The organism is Nonomuraea sp. NPDC005983 (assembly GCF_040614375.1).
GTDB lineage: Bacteria > Actinomycetota > Actinomycetes > Streptosporangiales > Streptosporangiaceae > Nonomuraea.
Window position 1 is genome coordinate 37,227 of record NZ_JBEXUP010000034.1, and the last position, 18,725, is coordinate 55,951.

The following is an 18,725-nucleotide window of genomic DNA, read 5'->3' on the forward strand; positions in this document are numbered from 1 at the left end:
ACACTCGGATGCGTAACGCGATCACGAGTGACACTCGCCGCCGGCGATGTCGGGTGGCATGCGGGTGGTCGTTCCTGGCGGGCCCGTCGCCGAGACGTTTCGCAGGGCGCTCGACACACTGCTCCCGTCAGGACCGCCGAACGGGAGCTTGGGCCTGGTGTGACCGGGTACGGCCGGGTGGCCTGGTCAGGTCGGCGCGGGTACCGGCTGGGCCTCCGCCCGCGCGATGCGCGCCTTGACGTCGCGGAAGTGCAGCCGCATCGCCTCCCGGGCGGCCTCGGCGTCCCGAGCGCGAAGCGCCGCCACGATCCGGCGGTGGTTGACGACGATCTCCTCGGTCCGCTCCTCCGGCGGGCCGAGCGTCGGCTCGACCTCGTGGTAGACGTCCCAGAACAGGCCGATCAGCTGCAGCACCAGCTCGTTGCCGCACGACTCGTACAGCAGCGCGTGGAACGCCCGATCGGCTTCGCGGTCCCGATCCATGCCAGTGACCAGGGCGTCCAACGCGGCGAGCCGGGGGGCGCTGGTGCTCTGGGCCACCTGGCCGATCAGCCCGGTCTCGAGCAGCTCGCGGACCTCGACCAGATCCTGCAGCGCGCGGATCCCGCCGCCCGGCCCCGAACGCACCCGGAAGGCGAGCGACGGGGTCAGGGCGTCGAGCGACGCGTGCCCGACGAACGTCCCATGACCGTGCCGGATCTCGACGATGCCCAACGCCCGCAGGGCCCGCACGGCCTCGCGGACGCTGTTGCGGCTCGCCCCGAGCAGATCCATCAATTGCACTTCGGTCGGCATCGGTGACCCGGGGGCCAGTCCGCGCTCGTGGATCAGGGCGACGATGCGCTCCTGAAGCGACGCGCCGTCACGCGTACCCATGCTGCCCCCAGGCTCGTCGAAGACCTTGTATCAAAACATCCCACCTCTCGGTCCCGGAAGGACAGGCGGGGCAGGAGATTTTACGCCGACGACACGGATGGGCCACCCGACGGACGTGGCCTGTTCGCCGCTTCTCACGACATGGGATGTCCTATGTTTACCGATCGGATAGCGTGGCGCCGGCGAGTTCCACGCACTCGGCGAGGACGAGTACGCCGCGCTGGACAAGTTCCTGGCCTACCTCGGCGACTGGGCCGACACCGGCACTCGAGCGCGGCGATGACGCCCACGGGGCCCCGCGAGCGTCATCGCCAAAGCGGTTCGGTCCCCTTAGCTGACGTGATCGAACGGCAGCCGCAGCCCAAGCTGACCGCCGATCGGGAGGTTCCGCTCTCGGATCAGGTCCAGCTCGGCGCCGGTGAGGGCGCGCCGGTAGACGCGTACCTCGTCCAGCGTCCCGCGGAAGCGGTCCACACCGTCCATCCGCTGTCCGATGTGGATTCCCCCGAGCCCGAACTCCTTGCCGAGGGTCAGCGAACCGGCCGGCGCCGCCGCCGCCGAGACCTGTACGCCGTCCACCAGGAGCCGGAGCTCGCCACGAACCCGCTGGAGCGCCACGAAGTGCCACTGCCCGTCGTTGTACGCGCTCGGCGACTGTACGGTCACGTTGAACCGGTCGACGGAGAGGACCGCCCGGATGCGGTTGCTGGCCGGTTCGGCCCGCAGCCACAGCGCCGGCGGGTTGGTGCCCCGGTTCACCCGGTGGAACCAGAGGATCGCGTGCGAGCCGGCCTGCTCCGAGTACCGGATCCAGGAGGTCAGCGTGAAGTCTTTCGCGCCGAGGTCGATGGAGTCGTTGAACGCCACCTCCACCCGGTCGTCCACCCGGTCCAGGGCCAGCCCGTCGCCGAACCGCCCGTCGGTGGTCTGCGCACCACCGCGGACATACGCCTCGTTACGGTACGGCGACTCGTCCGGCGTCGTCGGGCCGGGCGCCGGGGGGCCGGGGATGCCAGGCGGGGTGCCGTTCGGCGTCTCCAGGTAGGCCTCGTTGAACCGCGCAAACCGGATCTGCTCGTACGGCGTGATGTTGCCGGCCTCGTACATCAGGGCCGCCTCGTCGCCGTCCAGACGCACCATGTCCGAGTACGCCGACGGCCCCCAGTAGAAGACCTTGCCCTCGTCCCAGGTCTCGAAGCGGCGCCCCTCGTCGTAGGACGACCGGATCCCCATCGCTTCCCGGGCGCCCGGGTGCATGGGCGAGGAGAAGAGGATGCGCCCTTCGCTGAACCGCAGCAGCGAGGCCTGGATGTCGGTCGTCGCCAGCGCCGGCATGGTGCGGAACGGGGCGTCCCACGTCTCGCCGCTGTCGCTGCTGGTCGCGTACGCCCGGCTGCCCTCGTCGGTGCCGCGCTCGCGGGCCGAGGCGTAGATCCGCCCGTCGGTGAGCTCGACGACGGTGACCTCCTGGGCGATGACCGTGCCGTCGTCGCGGGACGTCTCGGCGCCGATGTTCCAGGTCACCCCGCTGTCGTCGCTGTAGAGCAGGTGCGTGCCGTAGACGTGCTTGCCGACCCGGTCCCAGCTTTCGAAACTCGCCCCGACGACCAGCCGGCCGGCGTGCGGGCCGAGCTTGAGCTGGATGCCGTGCATCGGGCCGGTGGCGTACCAGAAGTTCCACTCCGGACGCTTGCCCTCGGTCATCTCCCTGGCGGCCGACCAGGTCGCCCCGTGGTCGTCACTGAACTGCACCCAGGGGTCGCGGTCACAGCCGTTCGGACACGGCTCCGCACCGTTGTGGGTGCTCACCAGCACGACCCGCCCGGTACGTTCGTCAACGATCGGCACCGGGTTGCCGTGGGTCGTGCCGTTGCCCTCCGAGATCACCTGCAGTGGCCCCCAGGTCCGCCCACCGTCGGCGGAACGGCGCAGTACGAGGTCGATGTCCTCGTCATCGCCGCAGTCCTTCACCCGCCCCTCGGCGAACGCCAGGAGCGTGCCGTTCGCGGCCCGCACCACGGCGGGGATCCGGAAGCAGCTGTATCCGAAGTCGCCCTGCTTGTAGAGCACCTGCTCGTCCACGAACGGTGCGGTGTCGCCCGTCGTGCCGGCCTCGAAGGTCTCCGCCGGCGCCGCGGTCGCCGGCGCGCCGAAGGCGCTGACGAGTAAGCCGGCCAGCACCATTACAGCGCCCGCCCGACGGCGCAGAGAGCGCCAGGTACGGCGCTCCGGGGGGTAACCATCGTGCATGTCCTCGCCCTTCCTGACAGGGGAAAGTTGTGAGAAGACATCCTACGTCCGACGTCGGATGTTAAATAGAGGGTGAACGTAGAATGTTCGCTAGAGGGCGAATATGTCGTCGGCTTGTAACCGCGTGTCCGGCGCCAGAGCTGGTGCAGGGCCGTTGACCTGGCCTTCCAGGGTCGGCTGTTGTGCTGCTTCGTCTCCTGTATCTGCCGGCGGTCCGGTTGATCGGTGACGCCTGGCGCGTTGCCGGCCCGACGTGATCGGTGCCGGCTCGGCCGAGGGCGCCCCCTGCCGCGATGAGTTTCGGCCGGGTCGCGGGTCTGTTCTGGTAACCGTCGTAGGGCGTCGTACGACGCTGCCCGGCACGAGACACCACGGAGGACACCATGACGACCACGCCGAGTGACCCGACCGCCGCGCTGCCCGGCCGCCCGCCCATCGTCGACCTGGCCACCTGGCAGGCCGCCCGTGACGAGCTCCTGGTCCGCGAGAAGGCCTGCACCCGCGAGGGCGACGCCATCGCCGCGGCCCGCCGCCGCCTGCCGATGGTGGAGCTCGACGGGGCGGTCGAGGTCGTCGGAGCTGACGGCCCGGTCCCGTTCCTGGACCTGTTCCAGGGTCGCGACGAGCTCGTGGTCTACAAGCACATGTGGCACGACGGCGCGCCGCACCAGGGGCAGTGCGAGGGCTGCACCACCACCGCCTGGCACCTGAAGGACGCTGTCTACCTCAACGCCCGCGGAGTCTCGTTCGCCATCCTGACCACGGGCCGGTGGGAGGAGGTGGCCTCCTACGTCGAGTTCATGGGTTACACCCAGCCCTGGTACTCGGTGCGCGGTGTGGAGGCGCCGGTCGGTAGCAGCATGGGTCACATCACCTGTTTCCTGCGCGACGGCGACCGCGTGTTCCTCACCTACTCCACGACGGGCCGTGGCAACGAGCCGGTCAACGGGTCCCTCGGCCTGCTCGACATGACGCCCTACGGCCGCGGCGAGGCGTGGGAGGACAAGCCCGAGGGCTGGCCCGAGGGGCGCCGCTCGGGCTGGTTCTGGCGCTCGGACGCGGACGGGAATGCCACCTGGGGCCCGACCAGCCGCCCCGTGCCGCAGTGGACCCGCCACGGCGCGACCCCCGTGGAGACCCTCGGCCGGCACGGCCACCACCACTGACAGGCCTTCGTCGACGGCGTCGGCAAAGGTGTTAGGTGCCGGGCCAGAGCGGCTGTCGCCTTGTCCTGGAACTCCGCTGCGACGCCCGGCAACGTGCCCAGCAGGCGGAGCGCAGGCGGGCATGGGAGACGATCGCGGCTGCGGCCCCACACGTCAGTCAGTTCAGGTCCAGAGCAGCCTCCACGCGCAGGTAAGCGTCGATCCAGGCCTGCTCGACCGCCTCGTCAGAGTCGTGGGGCCGCGTCGCCGCGAAGGCCGTGACGGCCTGCGCGATGCGCTGCAGTCCGAGCACGGTCAACCGCTGCGCCTCGGCGGCGAGCCGGTCGTCGTAGGTCGGCGGCAGGTGAGACAGGCCGTGATGGGCCACTTCGGCGAGCAGTCCCCGGGTGTCGATCAGCGCCGCGGTCAGTGGTTCGTACCGGTCGTCCTCGGCGACCATGAGCCTGCCACTTCCACCGGCAGGCTGTAGGTCGGGGACGACGACTCGGCCGCCGACCGCCAGACCGACCGGTTCGATGACGACACCGCCTGCGGTCCGCCCGACCACGCCGCTGACGAAACGCAGTTCGCCCTCCTCACCGGCGAGCACAGCGGCCAGCGAGTCGAGGCGTCCGGGGGCGGCGCCGGTGTGAGTGACCCTGACGGTGGCGGTGTTACCCGCCTGGTCGACGATGACAGCGTCGAGGCGCTGGTCTCCGGGGGCGTAGGTGACGCCCTCCACCCGAGCGACGGCGACGACCCGGACCAGTTCCGCTTCGACCCGCGGGCGGATGGGCCGGAGTGTGAGGGCGTCGAGTTCACGGCTGAGCGCGGCGAAGTCGGTCACCACCAGAGACGTCGGCAGTTCACCCCAGTCGCCCCGTGACGGGCTGACCGTCGTCTTGGAGATCCGCCCGGTGGCCAGCCGCACCGTACGGCTGGCGCTGCGGACGGCGGACTCCGTGACCAGGTTGCCGGTGGCCAGAGCGCCCAGCGTGGACGTGGCGATCCGCCGCCGCGCCAGCGCCGCCCCGTCGTCGTCGCCGTCCCACTGACGGCGGAGGACCAGCACCATGGCACTGTCGCTGTGGGCCAGGTAGACCTCGGCGATCCGCTGGTCGCCGAGACTACGGATCCGGCAGCCGAGGCTCTCCAGCCGGGCCCGGCGCAACGGGGTCTCGTCGGCCTCGGCGGTGCCGAGCACGCTGCTGCGCAGGGTGGTGTCCGGCCGCGTCACCGCCCGGTGCCGGGCGTGCAACTCGGCGACGTGGCTCGCGAGCAGTTCGGGACGGTAGTGGGCGCTACGGTCGCGGTAGGAAGCCAGTTGCTCGGCGAGGTCGCCGACGGCCAGCAGCGGCCAGCGCAACCCGGCGGCGTCCAGGTGGCGCTGCACTTCGGCGATGGTGGCCTCGAGGCCCTGACCGAGATGCGCCGCCCCCTCGCGCAGGACCGTGCCGGCCAGCCCCAGGGCCCGCTCCAGCCCGGATCCGGTACCGGCTTCGCCCTCGCCACCGACGTCGACCCGCACCTCGGGGACGCCGGGGTGCAGCACGTCGGCGACCCGGAACGCCCACACCGCCAGGGCGATGACGTCGTCGCGACTACCGGCGACGGTGTCGGTGTGGACGAACCCGAGGTCGCCGGGGACCAGGAAGCGCACGGTCGCGGTGGCCAGCTCGACCTGCGGCACCGGATCGGTGGAGGTCGCGCGGCGGACCCGCGCGGTGAATCCGGTTCCTTCTGTACGGCGAGCGGCGGCCATCAGGCGGGCACCGATCTTGGCGGTGAGTTCGTCGTCGGTCACCTGCCCCGGCGACCAGGGCAGGGGCTCCGGCTCCGGGTCAGCCTCAGCGGGCAGGCGTTGGTAGGCGAGGATCACCCCGATGACGTGCCGGCAGACGCCGGTGGCACTGCAGGTGCAGCGGGCCACGTCGAGGCCGCCGGGAGGCAGGCTCGCGGTCAGGCCGTCGGGGAAGCTGCCGTGCACGGTGCCGTCAGCGTCGGTCCGAAGCTCCGGCGCGCCTTCCTTGCCGGCACGTTTGACCAGACCGCGATTGGCGAGTGCGGCGAGGGAGTCCGCCGTGAGCCCGAGTAGATCTGTCCTCATCGGCCCACGTGCTCCGCCACGAAGGACGCCAGTTCACCGGGTGTCATCGCACCCACGTAGGCCCCGGCATCGGCCAGGCGCTGCGCCAGCGCCCGGTCGTAGGCGGGGTTGGCCTGCTCGTCGAGGGCGGCCAGGCCCAGCACCTTGCTGCCCTGCTCCACCAGGTGGCGCACGACGCGTACCAACCGGTGCGGATCACCGCCCTCGTAGAAGTCGGAGATCAGCACGACGATCGCCCGGCGCGGCTGATCCACCAGGCCCGCACCGTACGCCGCCGCGCGGGCGATGTCAGTGCCGCCGCCGAGCTGGACCTTCATCAGCAACTCCACCGGATCGTCGACGTCGGCGGTCAGGTCCACCACTTCGGTGTCGAAGGCGACCAGGTGGGTGCGTACACCGGGCAGCCCCCACAGGCAGGCCGCGGTGACCGCCGAGTGGATCACTGAGTCGACCATCGACCCGGACTGGTCGACGAGCAGAATCACCTGCCACTGCTCGAGGTGGCGGCGGGTGCGGGAGAAGAAGAACGGGGTCTCGATCACCACCTTGCCGGTTTCGGGCTGGTAGCGGCCGAGGTTGGCGCGCAGGGTCCTGACCATGTCGAAGTTGCGCGCCAGCCGCATCCGGCCGGGCCGTCGCACCTTGGTGCCGGAGAACGCGCTGCGAACCTCGGTGGCGAGTTTCTCCATCAGCTGCCGGACGACCTGCTCCACGATCCGCCTGGCCAGCCGCAGCACCTGCGGGTTCATCAGGTGCTTGGTCCGCAGCACCGCCTTGAGCAGCGCGGGATTGGGTTCGATGCGCGCCAGCACGGCCGGGTCGGTCACCACGTCATGGATCTCGTAACGCTCGACCGCGTCACGTTGCAGTCGTTCGACGGTCTCCTTGGGGAACAGCCGGGTGATGTCGTCGAGCCAGTCAAAGGTGGTCAGCGTTGATTCGCCCGTCCCGCCTCGCCGTACGCCACGTCGGCGCAGGTCCTCGTCGCGGCCGTAGAGCCAGTCCATGGCCGCGTCACGGGCGGCGGCCTGTGCGTCGAGCTGCTGCCCGCCGAGGCATGCGCTGCCGGGCTCGCCGAGCAGCAGGCGCCACCGTTCCAGGGTGGGGTCGGTCATGATGTGATCAGTCCCTCCCGGCGCAGTGCCGCCTCGACCCGCTCGTCCAGTGCCATACCGGCGGCGACCAGCTCCGGTGCCGCGTCCAGCCGCATCAGGTCCCATCCAGATGCGCCGCCGGCGCGCCGCTCGATCAGGCGAGTGGCGATGAGGTGCCGTTCGCGGGGCGGAAAGAAGCCGAACGCCTGGCGCAGCGCGGGCAAGGCCACCAGGAAGTCGTCATCGGTCATCCCTCCGACCAGCTCGTCGAGCAGCTCCAGCATGCCGGCGGTGTGCAGCACCTCCTCGCGGGCGAGCGCGAACAACCCGGCCAGCCAGTCCCCGGCTGACGCCGGGACGAACGCGCCGCGCATCGCCCGGGCGGGGTCCGCGGCAGCCGTACCACGCAGTGACCAGCCCAGACCCAACGACGCTCCACGCAGGTCGGGTGGCGCCTCCTGGCAGGCGGCGAGCCGGTCCGCGACGCCCAGCGCCGCGTCCGTGTCCAGTCCGAGCGACGGGCCGGCGTGTCTGAGGGCGTCGCGGACGGCGGTCACGGCGTGGATGCGCGGGAGGTCGGCCGGTGCGGGGCCGCCGCGCACGCCTTCGGCCAGCCACAGCGCCCGGTGGGTGGCGGCCTGGACGACCGTGCCCAAGGTGGTGCTGCCGCTGGTGCGGAACAGGTCGTCGTGGCGCCACATGGCCAGGACGACGGTGAGGGTGCGGCCCAACGATCCCAGATCGGCCGCCGCGCCGACAGCCCGCGCCAGGTCGTCCAGCACCTGTCCGGTCAGTTCGCCGATGCCGCACAGCGCCGTGTCGAACAGCACGTCGGCCAACTGGTCCAGGTCGGCGCCCGTGATCCGTTCGGCGAGGGCGGCAGCCGCCGCCTCCTGCGGGTCCACGCCGTACCCACCGGCCTCGATCAGTGCGGGCAGCCGGTCGTCGGACTCGGTCAGCGCCCATCGTTCGATCAGCTCCGTACCGCCTGCCGGGCGGGGTCCCGAGGTGCGCACCACGCCGGGAATCTGCAGCACCCGCAGCCGGTGCAGCAAGTGGCTGCGCTCGCGGTCGGCTTCCTTGCCGAGGTCGAGCCGTTCCTCACCCGGACCGCCCAGTACCGCGAGAACCGCGTGGACCAGCGGCGGCAACGGAGTCGAGTGATGCAGGCGGCCCACCCGGTCACCACTGAGGGCCGCGATCATCTCGACGATCACCGGATGGTTGCCGACCTGCAGCGGGCCACGGGTCGCCCAGGGCAGCGGGGCCTCGATCGCCTCGCTGACCAGCGCGCTGGCCAGGCCGTCCAGCACATCGACCCGGGCCGGATGCAGATGGCCGCGCATCAACGCGATCCCGTCCGCAGTGGTCCGAGCGGCGATCAGGTCCGCGGTGGACACCGGCTGACGCCGGGCGCGCAGCCGGGCCGTCACCGCCTCGGTGAGCCTGCGGGCGGCGTCGGCGGGACCGGACTCCCACAGGTGCTGGTAGTAGCCCGGCGACGGCATACCCGACTGGTAGCCGTCGAAGGCGTCCAGCCGCCGGAACGAGTACGGCACCAGGTAACTGCCGACGGCCGCGTCCGCGGGCGGCTGCGGCACGTCCGGCCAGCTCCGGTCACCCTGCTCGGCCAGCCGGATCAACGCGGGGCGGTGGAAGCCGCCCGTCACCACGACCACCGGCCTGTCGCCCGCGTCGGCGACGGCGGCGCGGATCCACTGCGCCATGTACGCCTCGCGGGCCGTGTCGTCCGGCCCGGTCGACGTGTCGCCGCGCACCAGGTCGAAGTAGGTGGCCAGCCGTTCGGCCAGCCCGTCGGCCGGCTCGATCTCGAACAGGTGGTCCCACAACGCGTCCACGTTGTCCACGGCGAAGGTACGGCACAGCCGTCTGGTCACCTCGCTGTAGCGGGCCTCGGCGTCGGCGTAACGGTTGCGGACTTCGGCCAGCGCCGGATGCCAGGCGGGCAGGTCGATGAAGCGCAGCTCGGAGCCGACATCACGGCCTGCGGTCAGCGCCGTCCACTCCGGGGAGTAGTCGCACAGCGGCGTCCATGAACCGTGCCGTCGTTCCGGATCCCGGTAGCTGGTGTAGACCGCGATCGGCAGCTCATGACCCAGCAGGAGCTCATCCATCCTGTGGTTCATCTCTGCTGGGCCCTCGACCAGCACGTACGCAGGCCGTACGGAGTGAATGGTGTCGGCGACCAGTCGGGCGCAGGCGGGGCTGTGGTGCCGCACGCCGAGGAACGTGACCGCCATCGTCAGCCCGGCAGCAGGTGACGGGACTCGTACAGGGCCTTCCACTGGTCGCCGTGCCGCCTCTGCTCCAGATATCTGCGGAGTTTCGCCAGGTCCTCCGGGTTGTCCTTGGCCGCCGTGCCGGCCAGGCAGGAGACCAGGTCGGCGGCGGTACCGGGCTCGCCGCGCAGGAACCAGCCGCGCAGCCCGACGGCGTGCGCGACCGAGACGGCCTCGGCGGTGCTCATCACCCCCGACAGCCGGTCGGTGGCGTCACCGCGCGCGCTCTGCCCCTCGCGCAGCTCCCGGAACGCGGTGACCAGGACCTCCAGCACGTCGCGCCGTGGCGGCGCGCCGACGCCTGAGCGCTTCAGGAGAGCGGTGGCCTCCGCCTCCACCAGCAGCAGCTCGGTGTCGAAGTCGGCGATCGGGAAGACGGTCTCGAAGTTGAACCGGCGCTTGAGCGCGGCGCTCATCTCGTTGACGCCGCGGTCGCGGGTGTTGGCGGTGGCGATGACGGTGAATCCCTCCTGGGCGAACACCATCGCCTCCGGACCGGTCAGCTCCGGTACGGCGAGCACCCGGTCCGACAGCGGCGACAGCAGGCAGTCCTGCACCTCCAGCGGGCACCTGGTGATCTCCTCGAAGCGCACCACCTTGCCCTCGGCCATGCCTCGCAGCAGCGGAGCGGCCACCAGCGACCGGGTGGACGGGCCCTCGGCGACCAGCAGCGCGTAGTTCCACGAATATTTGATCTGGTCTTCGGTGGTGGCCGCCCCGCCCTGGATGGTGAGCGTCGAGGTTCCGCTCACCGCCGCGGCGAGCAGCTCGGACAGCAGCGACTTCGCTGTGCCCGGCTCACCCACCAGCATCAGCCCGCGGTTGGTCGCGAGCGTCACCAGGGATCGGTCGATCAGTGAAGGATCACCCACGAACTTGCGGCTGATGCCCAGCTTCTCGTCCCCGAGGACGAAACGCCGGGCGGCTCGCAGGCTCAACGCCCAGCCGGGCGGCCGGTCGTCGGTGTCGCTCTCCCGCAGCCGGGCCAGCTCGTCGGCGTAGCGGATCTCGGCCGGGGGCCGCTGGGCGTGTTCGTTCATCGGGTGATCTCCCGTAGGTCTCGAAGGATCTCGGAGACGGTGATCGGATCGAGGCCGTCGAGGGCGACCCCCTCCAGGGTCTGCTCGTCAGCGAAGTCGCGGTAGCCGATCGCGATGCCCGGATTGAGACCGATCGTGATGGTCCTGCCGTCGGGCACGTCCCGCTCGATCCAGCCCTGCCAGCCGGCGTCCTGCGGCGCGCCTCGCCGCCAGCCACGCCGTTCCAGGCCGATCACCGCGCCGGTGGGGATTCTGGCGGCGCTGATCTCGGTCAGCAGCGTCTCGTCCAGGCCATATGTCTCCCGGCCCAGTTGCGGGAACGGCTGCAGGATCTCGTAGTCGGCGAACACCTCGGCCCAGGCGGCCAGCTCCTCCCCCAGCTCCAGCGGGTGCGCCACCCCGACGACGGCCTCGTCGGGCAGCGTCAGCGTGTCGTCCTCGACGTCGGCGAAACTGCGGTCCTCGGCCACTCGCAGCGCTCCCGTGAGCCAGCCCGAGGGGTCGTAAAGCCCCCACACCAGCCGCCGCACGATGTGCCAGAGCAGCGGGTGGCCGACGAGCAGCCGCCTGAAGTCCTCACCGCTCCAGCGGCGCCGGTTCACCATGGCCTGCTCCAGTCGGCGGATGTTGTCCGCGGCCACGGCGCGCACGTCCTTCTTCAGCCCGGCGAACCGCTGGTAGGCAGCGGGCGCGAGCTCCGGATCGTCGTTCGCCCCCGGCTTGGGAAGGTTCTTGAGCCGCTTCCCCGCAGCGTCGGCAACGTACGGCTTGAGCTGCTCATCGAAGCCGACGACGAACTGCCTGCGGCCGTAGTCGAGGGTCAGGCTGCCGTCGGCGGACAGCCCGAAGTCCGGCACCAGCCGGTCGGCCAGCTCATGCGGCGTCAGGCCGAGCTCCGCGGCGACCTCGTCCATCTTCTGCCTGGCCCGGTTCTTGAGCCCGCTGAACTTGACCTTCTCGGCGATGCCGTGCAGGTGCATCAACGCGACCTCGGAGCCGATGCCAGCCAGCAGGTCCAGGCCTGCGACCGCACGCGCGTGCCCGCCCTCACCGGGCCAGGTCCTGATCAACGGCGTCAGCCGCCGGACGGTCTCGTCGTCGCCGAGCAGCCCCAGCGCGTCCATCACCCAGCTCTCCTTGGACGGGTAGCCGGCCGCCTGCCAGCGCTGGAACAGCGCCCAACTGAAGTCCGCGAGGCTGCGGCTGTCGCAGGCCTCCTTGACCAGGGCGAGACCGGCGTACGGATCACCGGGCCGGGAGATCGCCAGCATCGTCATCACATGGCGGACCGCCTCGGCCGGCAGCGCGCCTACGTCGCCGCGCAGGTGGATCGGTGTCAAGATCGCGACCTCCGCCCACTCGGGCAGCACGGGCATCCTGCCGGGCAGCGCGTCAAGCGGGTCAGCCGAGAGCAGGTCGACGACCGCGGCCTCGGCGACGGGCCCGTACCCCGCGGCGGCCTCCGCCACAGCGTCGCGGCTGCCGCCCGCGGCCAGCACCGCCAGCGCCTGCTCGGCCCGTCGCCGGGCCGGGCCGGGCTTGCCCAGAGCCGGCGGGATCAGCGCCCTGGCAGCCGCCTCGGGGTGGCGTGCCAGCCACGCCAGCGCGGTGGCGCGCACCGACTTCAGCCGGGACAGCCACTCGGCCATCAGCACAGCGATCTCCGGGCCGGCGAACGGGAGCAGCGCCGGAGCGATCGCGCCGGGGTTGCGCCGGGCGCTGTCCAGCGCCTGGGGCAGCGCCGCCAGCTCGAACCTGGCGACCACCCTCGGCATCCATTCGGAGGCTCTCCAAAGGTCAGCCGGGCGCCACTTCTCGATCAACGGCCCGGCAAGCTCCTCGGGCCCGGAGACGAACAGGACGACCTCGTCGTACCAGTGGCCCTGCCCGGCATCGGCGATCTGACCGGCGATCTCCTCCCAGTTCTGGCGCCAGGCCCGCTCCCATGAGTCGTCCCCCGGCCGGACGGAACGCCAGTTGTCCCGCTCACCCGGCCCCCACACCACGGTCGGCTCATCGGCACACACCAGGTCACTGACCACGACCGGCTTGCGGGCCGTACGCGGCCGGGTCCAAGGGGGGCTGACCAGCACCTCGGGCAGGGCCTCGGGCGGAGCGCTGGCGACGGTCGCAGCGGTCGCGGCGGTCGCGATCCTGTTGATCCGCTCGGCGGCGGCGTCTCCGACGCTCGCAAGCACCTCGGCCACCAGGTCGGGATGGGCCAGCACGTGCGCGCGCAGCAGCAAGTCCACGACCTTGCCGCCCGAGGTGGCCAGCATCCGCATCGCCCGGCGCGGGAAGCGGGCCGCCGCGCGCAGGAATGCCGGCTGGGTGTACTTGCGGTCGATCCGGTCGAGGAGCGCCTGCATCGCCGCGTCGGTCGGCAGTTCGGCGAGCACGCCCAGCAGCCGCCGCTCGCTTTCCGCGTCGTAGAGTTCGTCGAACCATCCGACCAGCACCGGCACGGCCGCGTCACCCATGCCGTCGACGACCGTGGCGGGCAGAGCGAGAGAGCTCATCACGGAGTAACCCTGCGCGTGGCTTGCGATGAGCGCCGCATGCTCGGACGTGCTGATCGCGCCGACCAGGACGAAGGCGAGGCCCGGATTGACGCGGCTCACTTCGGCGCAGTCGGCAGCAACCCAGTCAGCCTCGGTCGGCGCCAGGTAGGAAGCCGCCACCTGATGGTGGAGCCCGCCTTCACGGCCCACCGCCAGCGCCGCGACGACCTCGGCGTACTCGGCATCCGATGCGACCGCGAGGGTGGCACGGACCCGCGTGGCGAGCTCCATCTGGTTCCAGCCGAACCAATAGTTGGGGGATTCACCGGCAGCCATCCGCCGAACTGGCCGAGTGTACCCGTCGACATCGCAAGCCAGCGAGGCCAGTTCGGTCACGGCCACTGCCGCGAACACCAGGCCATGTTCGACCAGCCAGGCTTCGGCGAACAGGGGCAGCAGCAACGTCCGATCGTCCCATGGCAGGGACGCGGCCACCACTTCGGCGACCACCGCAGCGCCCAGCGGCGTGGCGGTGGGCTCCCCGGCCAGGTATGCCGCGCCCGCGGAGGCGATCTCCGGGTCGCGACACTTCGCCAGCGAGTCAAGGATCAGCTGGCGACGCTCGTCCAACCTTGCGGCGAGTTCCTTGGGCGCGCCCGCGTCCAGCCGCTTCACGGCGACCTTCACTCCACCCCGCCGCGGATGTAGAGCGCGCAGCCAAGCGGTCGGCATCGTCAGCCGATCCTCATCCCCAACGCTGTCGATCATCACCGGGGAGGTCGCCGGCGCGGCGACCGCTTCGTCCTCCGTGTAGCCCTTGCGTAACTTCTCTGCCACCAGCTTGTCGGCCGCCGCTGTGGCGGCGGCAGCGGAGTCGAACGACTTGACCTGCGCCTGACCGGCTGCGCCCAGCCGCCCATAGCGAATGTTCAGCTCCGTACCGTTCTGATGCACTTCCCAGAACTTCGCCGAACCGTCGCCGACATAGGTCAGCATCCGGTCTGCGCTCATGCCGATACCTCCACGCTGTCTTTGATGGAGAGCTCGTCGTTCAACCGACGGCGTAACCGCGCCATCGCCGACGCCTCACCCTCGTGATCGCCAGCGGCGAGTATTGCGCGCAGGACTGACAAACCGGCACTCACCGCAGTGCCGACGGGTTCACAGCCACGGAATCTGATCGATCGGCCTTGGGGGGTGACGGAGACGCCTGGGCGGGAGCGACCCGCGGGCAGATGAGCGCGCTGCTCACGTCCCGCGCGGGTACAGAAGGCCGTGAACGGGCGGCCGTGGGCAGGTTCGCCGGCGCGGCACGACGGACGTTCGTGTGCCGGTTCACCGTCGCAGAGTCGAAATGATCAACCCGCCTGTCGACATATGATCTTTTCATCTGATAATTGCCCGATTGCCGGAAGGCCTCCATGACCCACCCCCTGAGTCGACGGTCCGCCCTGCTGGGCGCCGCGGCCGTGGCCGGCGTCGCCCTGTGGGACAGACCGGCCGAGGCGGTCGGCGCCGCCGCGTTCGACGCCGCGCGTGAGCGGTGGGTGAGCCTGCTGGCCGGCGGGTCGTACAACTCCGCCTACACCGACAAGACGCAGGCGATCGAGGGCTCGGCCAATGCGGTGCTGCGCAAGCTGAAGCCCGCCCCCGACCGCCCGAGCCTGTGGCCCGACCTGCCGCTAGAGGACCCCCGGACGGGCAACTTCAACCGCGCCTACAACCGCATGCGCGCATTGGCGCTGGGCTGGGCCACGCCGGGCACCGCCATGCACCGGGACAGTCAGGTCGCCGAGACCGCGGTCAGGGCGCTGGACTTCCTGTACGAGCACGCCTACAACGAGGGGCTCGACCGGCGGGGCAGCAACTGGTTCTGGTGGGAGATCGGCGTCCCCCGCTCGCTGACCGACACCTGCGCCCTGCTCTACGACGGCCTGCCCAAGGACCGTCTCGAGCGCTGGCTGCGCCCATTACGCCGCTGGTGCCCCGACCCGGAGCACCGCGTCAGCCACCCCGGCGTCGTCGAGACCGGCGCCAACCGGGCGGGCAAGGCCATGGCGGTGGCGATGCGCGGATTGCTCACCTACGACGCACGCCTCATCATGCGGGCCAGGGACGCGGTCTCCGACCTGCTGCGGCCGACCGCGGGCCCAGGCGACGGCTTCTACCGTGACGGGTCGTTCATCCAACACGACGTGTACCCCTACACCGGCAGCTACGGCGTGGACTACCTGGAGAGCGTCGCCAAGCTGATCGCCATGCTCTCCAGGTCACCGTGGGAGATCACCGGAGTTGCGAACGTCTATGACATTGTGGATCGCTCGTTTGTGCCGTTCATCTTCGACGGGCTGATGATGGACTGCGTCCGCGGCCGGCAGATCTCGGTGCAGGGCCACCGCGACTACCACTCAGGGCAGAAGGCGGTCGAGGCCGTCCTCACCTTGTTGGAGGCGGCGCCCGAGCGCTATGCCCGGCGCTGGAGACCGATGGTGAAGGGCTGGCTCACCCGCAACCAGGCCATCCCCTACGACACGCTCGCACCGCTGGCGAGCGTCGCGAGGGCCAACGCGCTGCTGGACGACCCGTCGGTGCCGGTCGGCCCGCGCACGACGGGCACGTACGTCCTCGCCGACATGGACCGGATCGTGCACCGCCGTCCCACCTGGGCCTACGCGATCGCGATGAGCTCGAAGCGCATCGGCGCGGCCGAGGCCATGAACCGGGAGAACCTGCACGGCTGGTACACCGGCGACGGCATGACCTACCTCTACACCGGCGACCTCACCCACTGGAACGATGACCTGTGGCCCACGATCGACCCGTACCGGCTGCCGGGCACGACGGTCGACACCCGCAGACGCGCCGACCTCCCGCACGGCAAGCGTCGACTGCCACACACCCCGTGGGCGGGCGGCGTAGCACTCGACGGCGAGTATGGCGTGGCGGCCATGAAGCTGATGGCCGACGGCTCCTCGCTCCGGGCCAAGAAGGCGTGGTTCCTGCTGGATGACGCGGTGATCGCGCTCGGCACCGGCATCACCGCCTCCGATGGCCGCCGCATCGAGACCATCGTGGAGAACCGCAACACCCATGACGGGCATCCGCCGCTGACCCGGGGCGACGGCTGGGTCCACCTGTCCGGTGTGGCCGGCTACGCGCTGCTCAACGGCGTCGACGCGAAGGTGATCCGCAGGAAGCGCACCGGCCGTTGGCAGGACATCGACAAGGGCGCCACCACCGGAGGCGACAGGACCCCTGTCACCAGGCACTACACGACGGTCCTCATCGACCACGGCGTCGATCCGCGCAAGGCGCGCTACGCCTATGCCGTCCTGCCCGACGCCTCCATCGCGCAGACCGCGGCTTTCGGCCGGCGGATCGAGATCCTCGCCAACTCCGGAGCGGTGCAGGCCATTTCCCGCGATGACGTGCTCGCCGCCGTCTTCTGGCGCGCGGGGACCGTCGAGACCGCCGATGGGCCGCTCGCCGCCGACGGCCCGTGCACGCTGCTGGTCCGACGCGACCGCAAGCGAGTACGGCTCGCGGTCTCCGACCCGTCCAGAACCGCTGACGAGGTGAAGATCACGCTGCCCTGGCCGGTGAAATCGGTCAAGGAAGGCGACCGCAGCGTGCGCAAGACCAAGAGCGCGGTCAAGGTGGAAGTCGGCGGCAGCCGCGGGCACGCCCACACCGCGGTGGTGCGCATCTGAACCTCCGAGGCGCGTGATCAACCGCGGCAGTCGACCCGCCTCGCTTCAGCCGTCCTCGTCGTCCCAGTCGTCGTCCCACAGGTCGCTGGGCGGCAGCGGGTGCCCGTCGTCGATGAGAGAGTTCATCGATCCGCCCGGTGCTGCCGGGCCGCCCACGTCACTCGCCTGCCCGGCAGCACCTCGGCGGTTCAGCCGGCGACCACTTCGTAGCCGACCTCTTCCACGACATTCCTGATCTCCGCGTCGTCGAGCGGACCATCCGAGGCCACAGTCACCTGCCCGGTCGCCAGCTCGACATCAACGGAGGAGACCCCGGCGATCTTGCCGATCTCGGTCTTCACCTTGCCGGCACATCCACCGCAGGTCATCCCCGACACCTTGTACGTGCTCGTGCTCATCGCCATAGCTCCTCTCACTCATACCCCTACCAGGTATACGCAAGGAGACGGTACGCCGCGATCCCCCTCGAGGCAAGCTATACGGGCCAGGGGTATATGAGACCCGTGTCACATTGCCACACCTATACCCCCTATAGGTATTGTCTCGGTCATGGGAGAACTCAACAAGATCACTGTCGTCGGTGCTTCGCTGGCAGGGCTGCGGGCCGTGCAGGCGCTGCGCCGGGAGGGCTTCGAGGGCGAGGTCACGCTGGTCGGCGCCGAGACGCATGTGCCGTACAACCGCCCGCCTCTGTCGAAGGGCGTGCTGCGCGGCGACGACGACGTCACGCTCCCGGGCGCAGAGGAGCTCGGCGATCAGTGGCTGCGCGGCCGGCAGGCCGTACGCCTTGACACGCGAAACCGGACGGTCACCCTTGACGACGGCGCCGAGCTCGGCTACGACGGCCTTGTCATCGCCAGTGGCGCACGCCCGCGGCGGCTCGACGGAGTGCACACCCTGCGCACCATCGACGACGCGCTGGCGCTGCGCGCGGAGCTCGAGTCGGGACACGAGCACGTACTGATCATCGGCGGCGGGTTCATCGGCGGCGAAGTGGCCTCCACAGCGCGGCAACTCGGCAGGAAAGTCACCCTGGTCGACTCTGCGCCGTACCCCATGCACACCGGGCTGGGAGAGGAGGCGTCACGCTGGCTGGCCGCACACCACGAGCGCAACGGCGTCGAGCTCATCACGGACGTCCGGGTCGCCGCCGTGGAGAGCGGCCAGGTCCGGCTCAGCGACGGCCGCACCATCGCCGCGGACCTGGTCGTCGGCGGCATGGGCGTGGTGCCGAACACCGAGTGGCTGGACGGCAGCGGCCTGGCCGTCGACGACGGCGTCGTGTGCGAACCGACGCTGTTCGCGACGAGCTCGACCGACATCGTGGCCGCCGGTGACGTGGCTCGCTGGCCGCACGGCCTCTTCGGCGGGGAGATGGTGCGCATCGAGCATTGGTCCAACGCCAACGAGCAGGGCGCGGTGGCCGCCCGTAACCTGCTGGCCGGGGCGGAGAACGCCGAGCCGTTCCTGGACGTGCCGAACTTCGCCACCCATGTGCACGGCGCCCGCATCCAGACGGCCGGGCTGCCGCACCTCGCGGACTCGGCGAGCATCGCCGCAGGCACTCCCGAAGAGGATCGCTTCGCCGTGGCCTTCACGCGCGCCGGCGTGCTGGTAGGTGCCGTCGCGGTCAACTCGCCCAAGGACCTGATCAAGCTTAAGAGGGCGGTCACGGCACGCGAAACGGCCTGACTACGATCGC

The 18,725-nt window shown here is 70.7% G+C and carries 11 protein-coding genes; 3 read left to right on the forward strand and 8 right to left on the reverse strand.

What is annotated here, in order from left to right:
- Positions 1-186: 186 nt before the first annotated feature.
- Together ABZ297_RS17605 and ABZ297_RS17610 are read right to left on the reverse strand one after the other, a co-directional pair.
- Positions 187-876 (reverse strand): FCD domain-containing protein, encoded by a 690-nt coding sequence (locus ABZ297_RS17605; protein ID WP_355346576.1) that lies wholly within the window; start codon positions 874-876, stop codon positions 187-189.
- Between the two features lie 330 nt (positions 877-1,206).
- Entirely contained in the window at positions 1,207-3,126 is a 1,920-nt protein-coding gene (locus ABZ297_RS17610; RefSeq protein ID WP_355346579.1) for a sialidase family protein, read from the reverse strand.
- Between the two features lie 383 nt (positions 3,127-3,509).
- On the opposite strand from ABZ297_RS17610, the gene ABZ297_RS17615 reads away from it, so the two are divergent.
- Positions 3,510-4,292, forward strand: a complete 783-nt coding sequence (locus ABZ297_RS17615; protein ID WP_355346582.1) for a DUF899 domain-containing protein — start codon at positions 3,510-3,512, stop codon at positions 4,290-4,292.
- A gap of 157 nt (positions 4,293-4,449) precedes the next feature.
- Here ABZ297_RS17615 and ABZ297_RS17620 read toward each other — a convergent pair whose 3' ends face one another.
- The 5 genes from ABZ297_RS17620 to ABZ297_RS17640 are packed head-to-tail and all read right to left on the reverse strand — an operon-like array spanning position 4,450 to position 14,324.
- On the reverse strand, positions 4,450-6,378 hold the full coding sequence (locus ABZ297_RS17620; protein ID WP_355346585.1) for a hypothetical protein: 1,929 nt from the start codon (positions 6,376-6,378) through the stop codon (positions 4,450-4,452).
- Positions 6,375-7,493 carry a VWA domain-containing protein gene (locus ABZ297_RS17625; RefSeq protein WP_355346588.1) on the reverse strand — a complete coding sequence of 373 codons (1,119 nt, stop codon included), beginning with the start codon at positions 7,491-7,493 and terminating at the stop codon, positions 6,375-6,377. The genes ABZ297_RS17620 and ABZ297_RS17625 overlap by 4 nt, the downstream gene beginning before the upstream one ends.
- Complete coding sequence (locus ABZ297_RS17630; protein WP_355346591.1) at positions 7,490-9,733, reverse strand: DUF5682 family protein; 2,244 nt, start codon at positions 9,731-9,733, stop codon at positions 7,490-7,492. Before ABZ297_RS17630 ends, ABZ297_RS17625 begins: the two co-directional genes overlap by 4 nt.
- A gap of 2 nt (positions 9,734-9,735) precedes the next feature.
- Complete coding sequence (locus ABZ297_RS17635; protein ID WP_355346594.1) at positions 9,736-10,812, reverse strand: AAA family ATPase; 1,077 nt, start codon at positions 10,810-10,812, stop codon at positions 9,736-9,738.
- Complete coding sequence (locus ABZ297_RS17640) at positions 10,809-14,324, reverse strand: DUF4132 domain-containing protein (protein WP_355346597.1); 3,516 nt, start codon at positions 14,322-14,324, stop codon at positions 10,809-10,811. The genes ABZ297_RS17635 and ABZ297_RS17640 overlap by 4 nt, the downstream gene beginning before the upstream one ends.
- A gap of 410 nt (positions 14,325-14,734) precedes the next feature.
- Here ABZ297_RS17640 and ABZ297_RS17645 point away from each other — a divergent pair, with 410 nt between their 5' ends.
- Positions 14,735-17,023, forward strand: a complete 2,289-nt coding sequence (locus ABZ297_RS17645) for a polysaccharide lyase 8 family protein (protein WP_355346600.1) — start codon at positions 14,735-14,737, stop codon at positions 17,021-17,023.
- Between the two features lie 188 nt (positions 17,024-17,211).
- On the opposite strand, the gene ABZ297_RS17650 is transcribed toward ABZ297_RS17645, so the two are convergent.
- Complete coding sequence (locus ABZ297_RS17650) at positions 17,212-17,421, reverse strand: heavy-metal-associated domain-containing protein (protein ID WP_355346603.1); 210 nt, start codon at positions 17,419-17,421, stop codon at positions 17,212-17,214.
- Positions 17,422-17,572: 151 nt separating this feature from the next.
- Here ABZ297_RS17650 and ABZ297_RS17655 point away from each other — a divergent pair, with 151 nt between their 5' ends.
- Entirely contained in the window at positions 17,573-18,715 is a 1,143-nt protein-coding gene (locus tag ABZ297_RS17655) for an FAD-dependent oxidoreductase (RefSeq protein WP_355346605.1), read from the forward strand.
- The last annotated feature ends 10 nt before the right edge of the window (positions 18,716-18,725 follow it).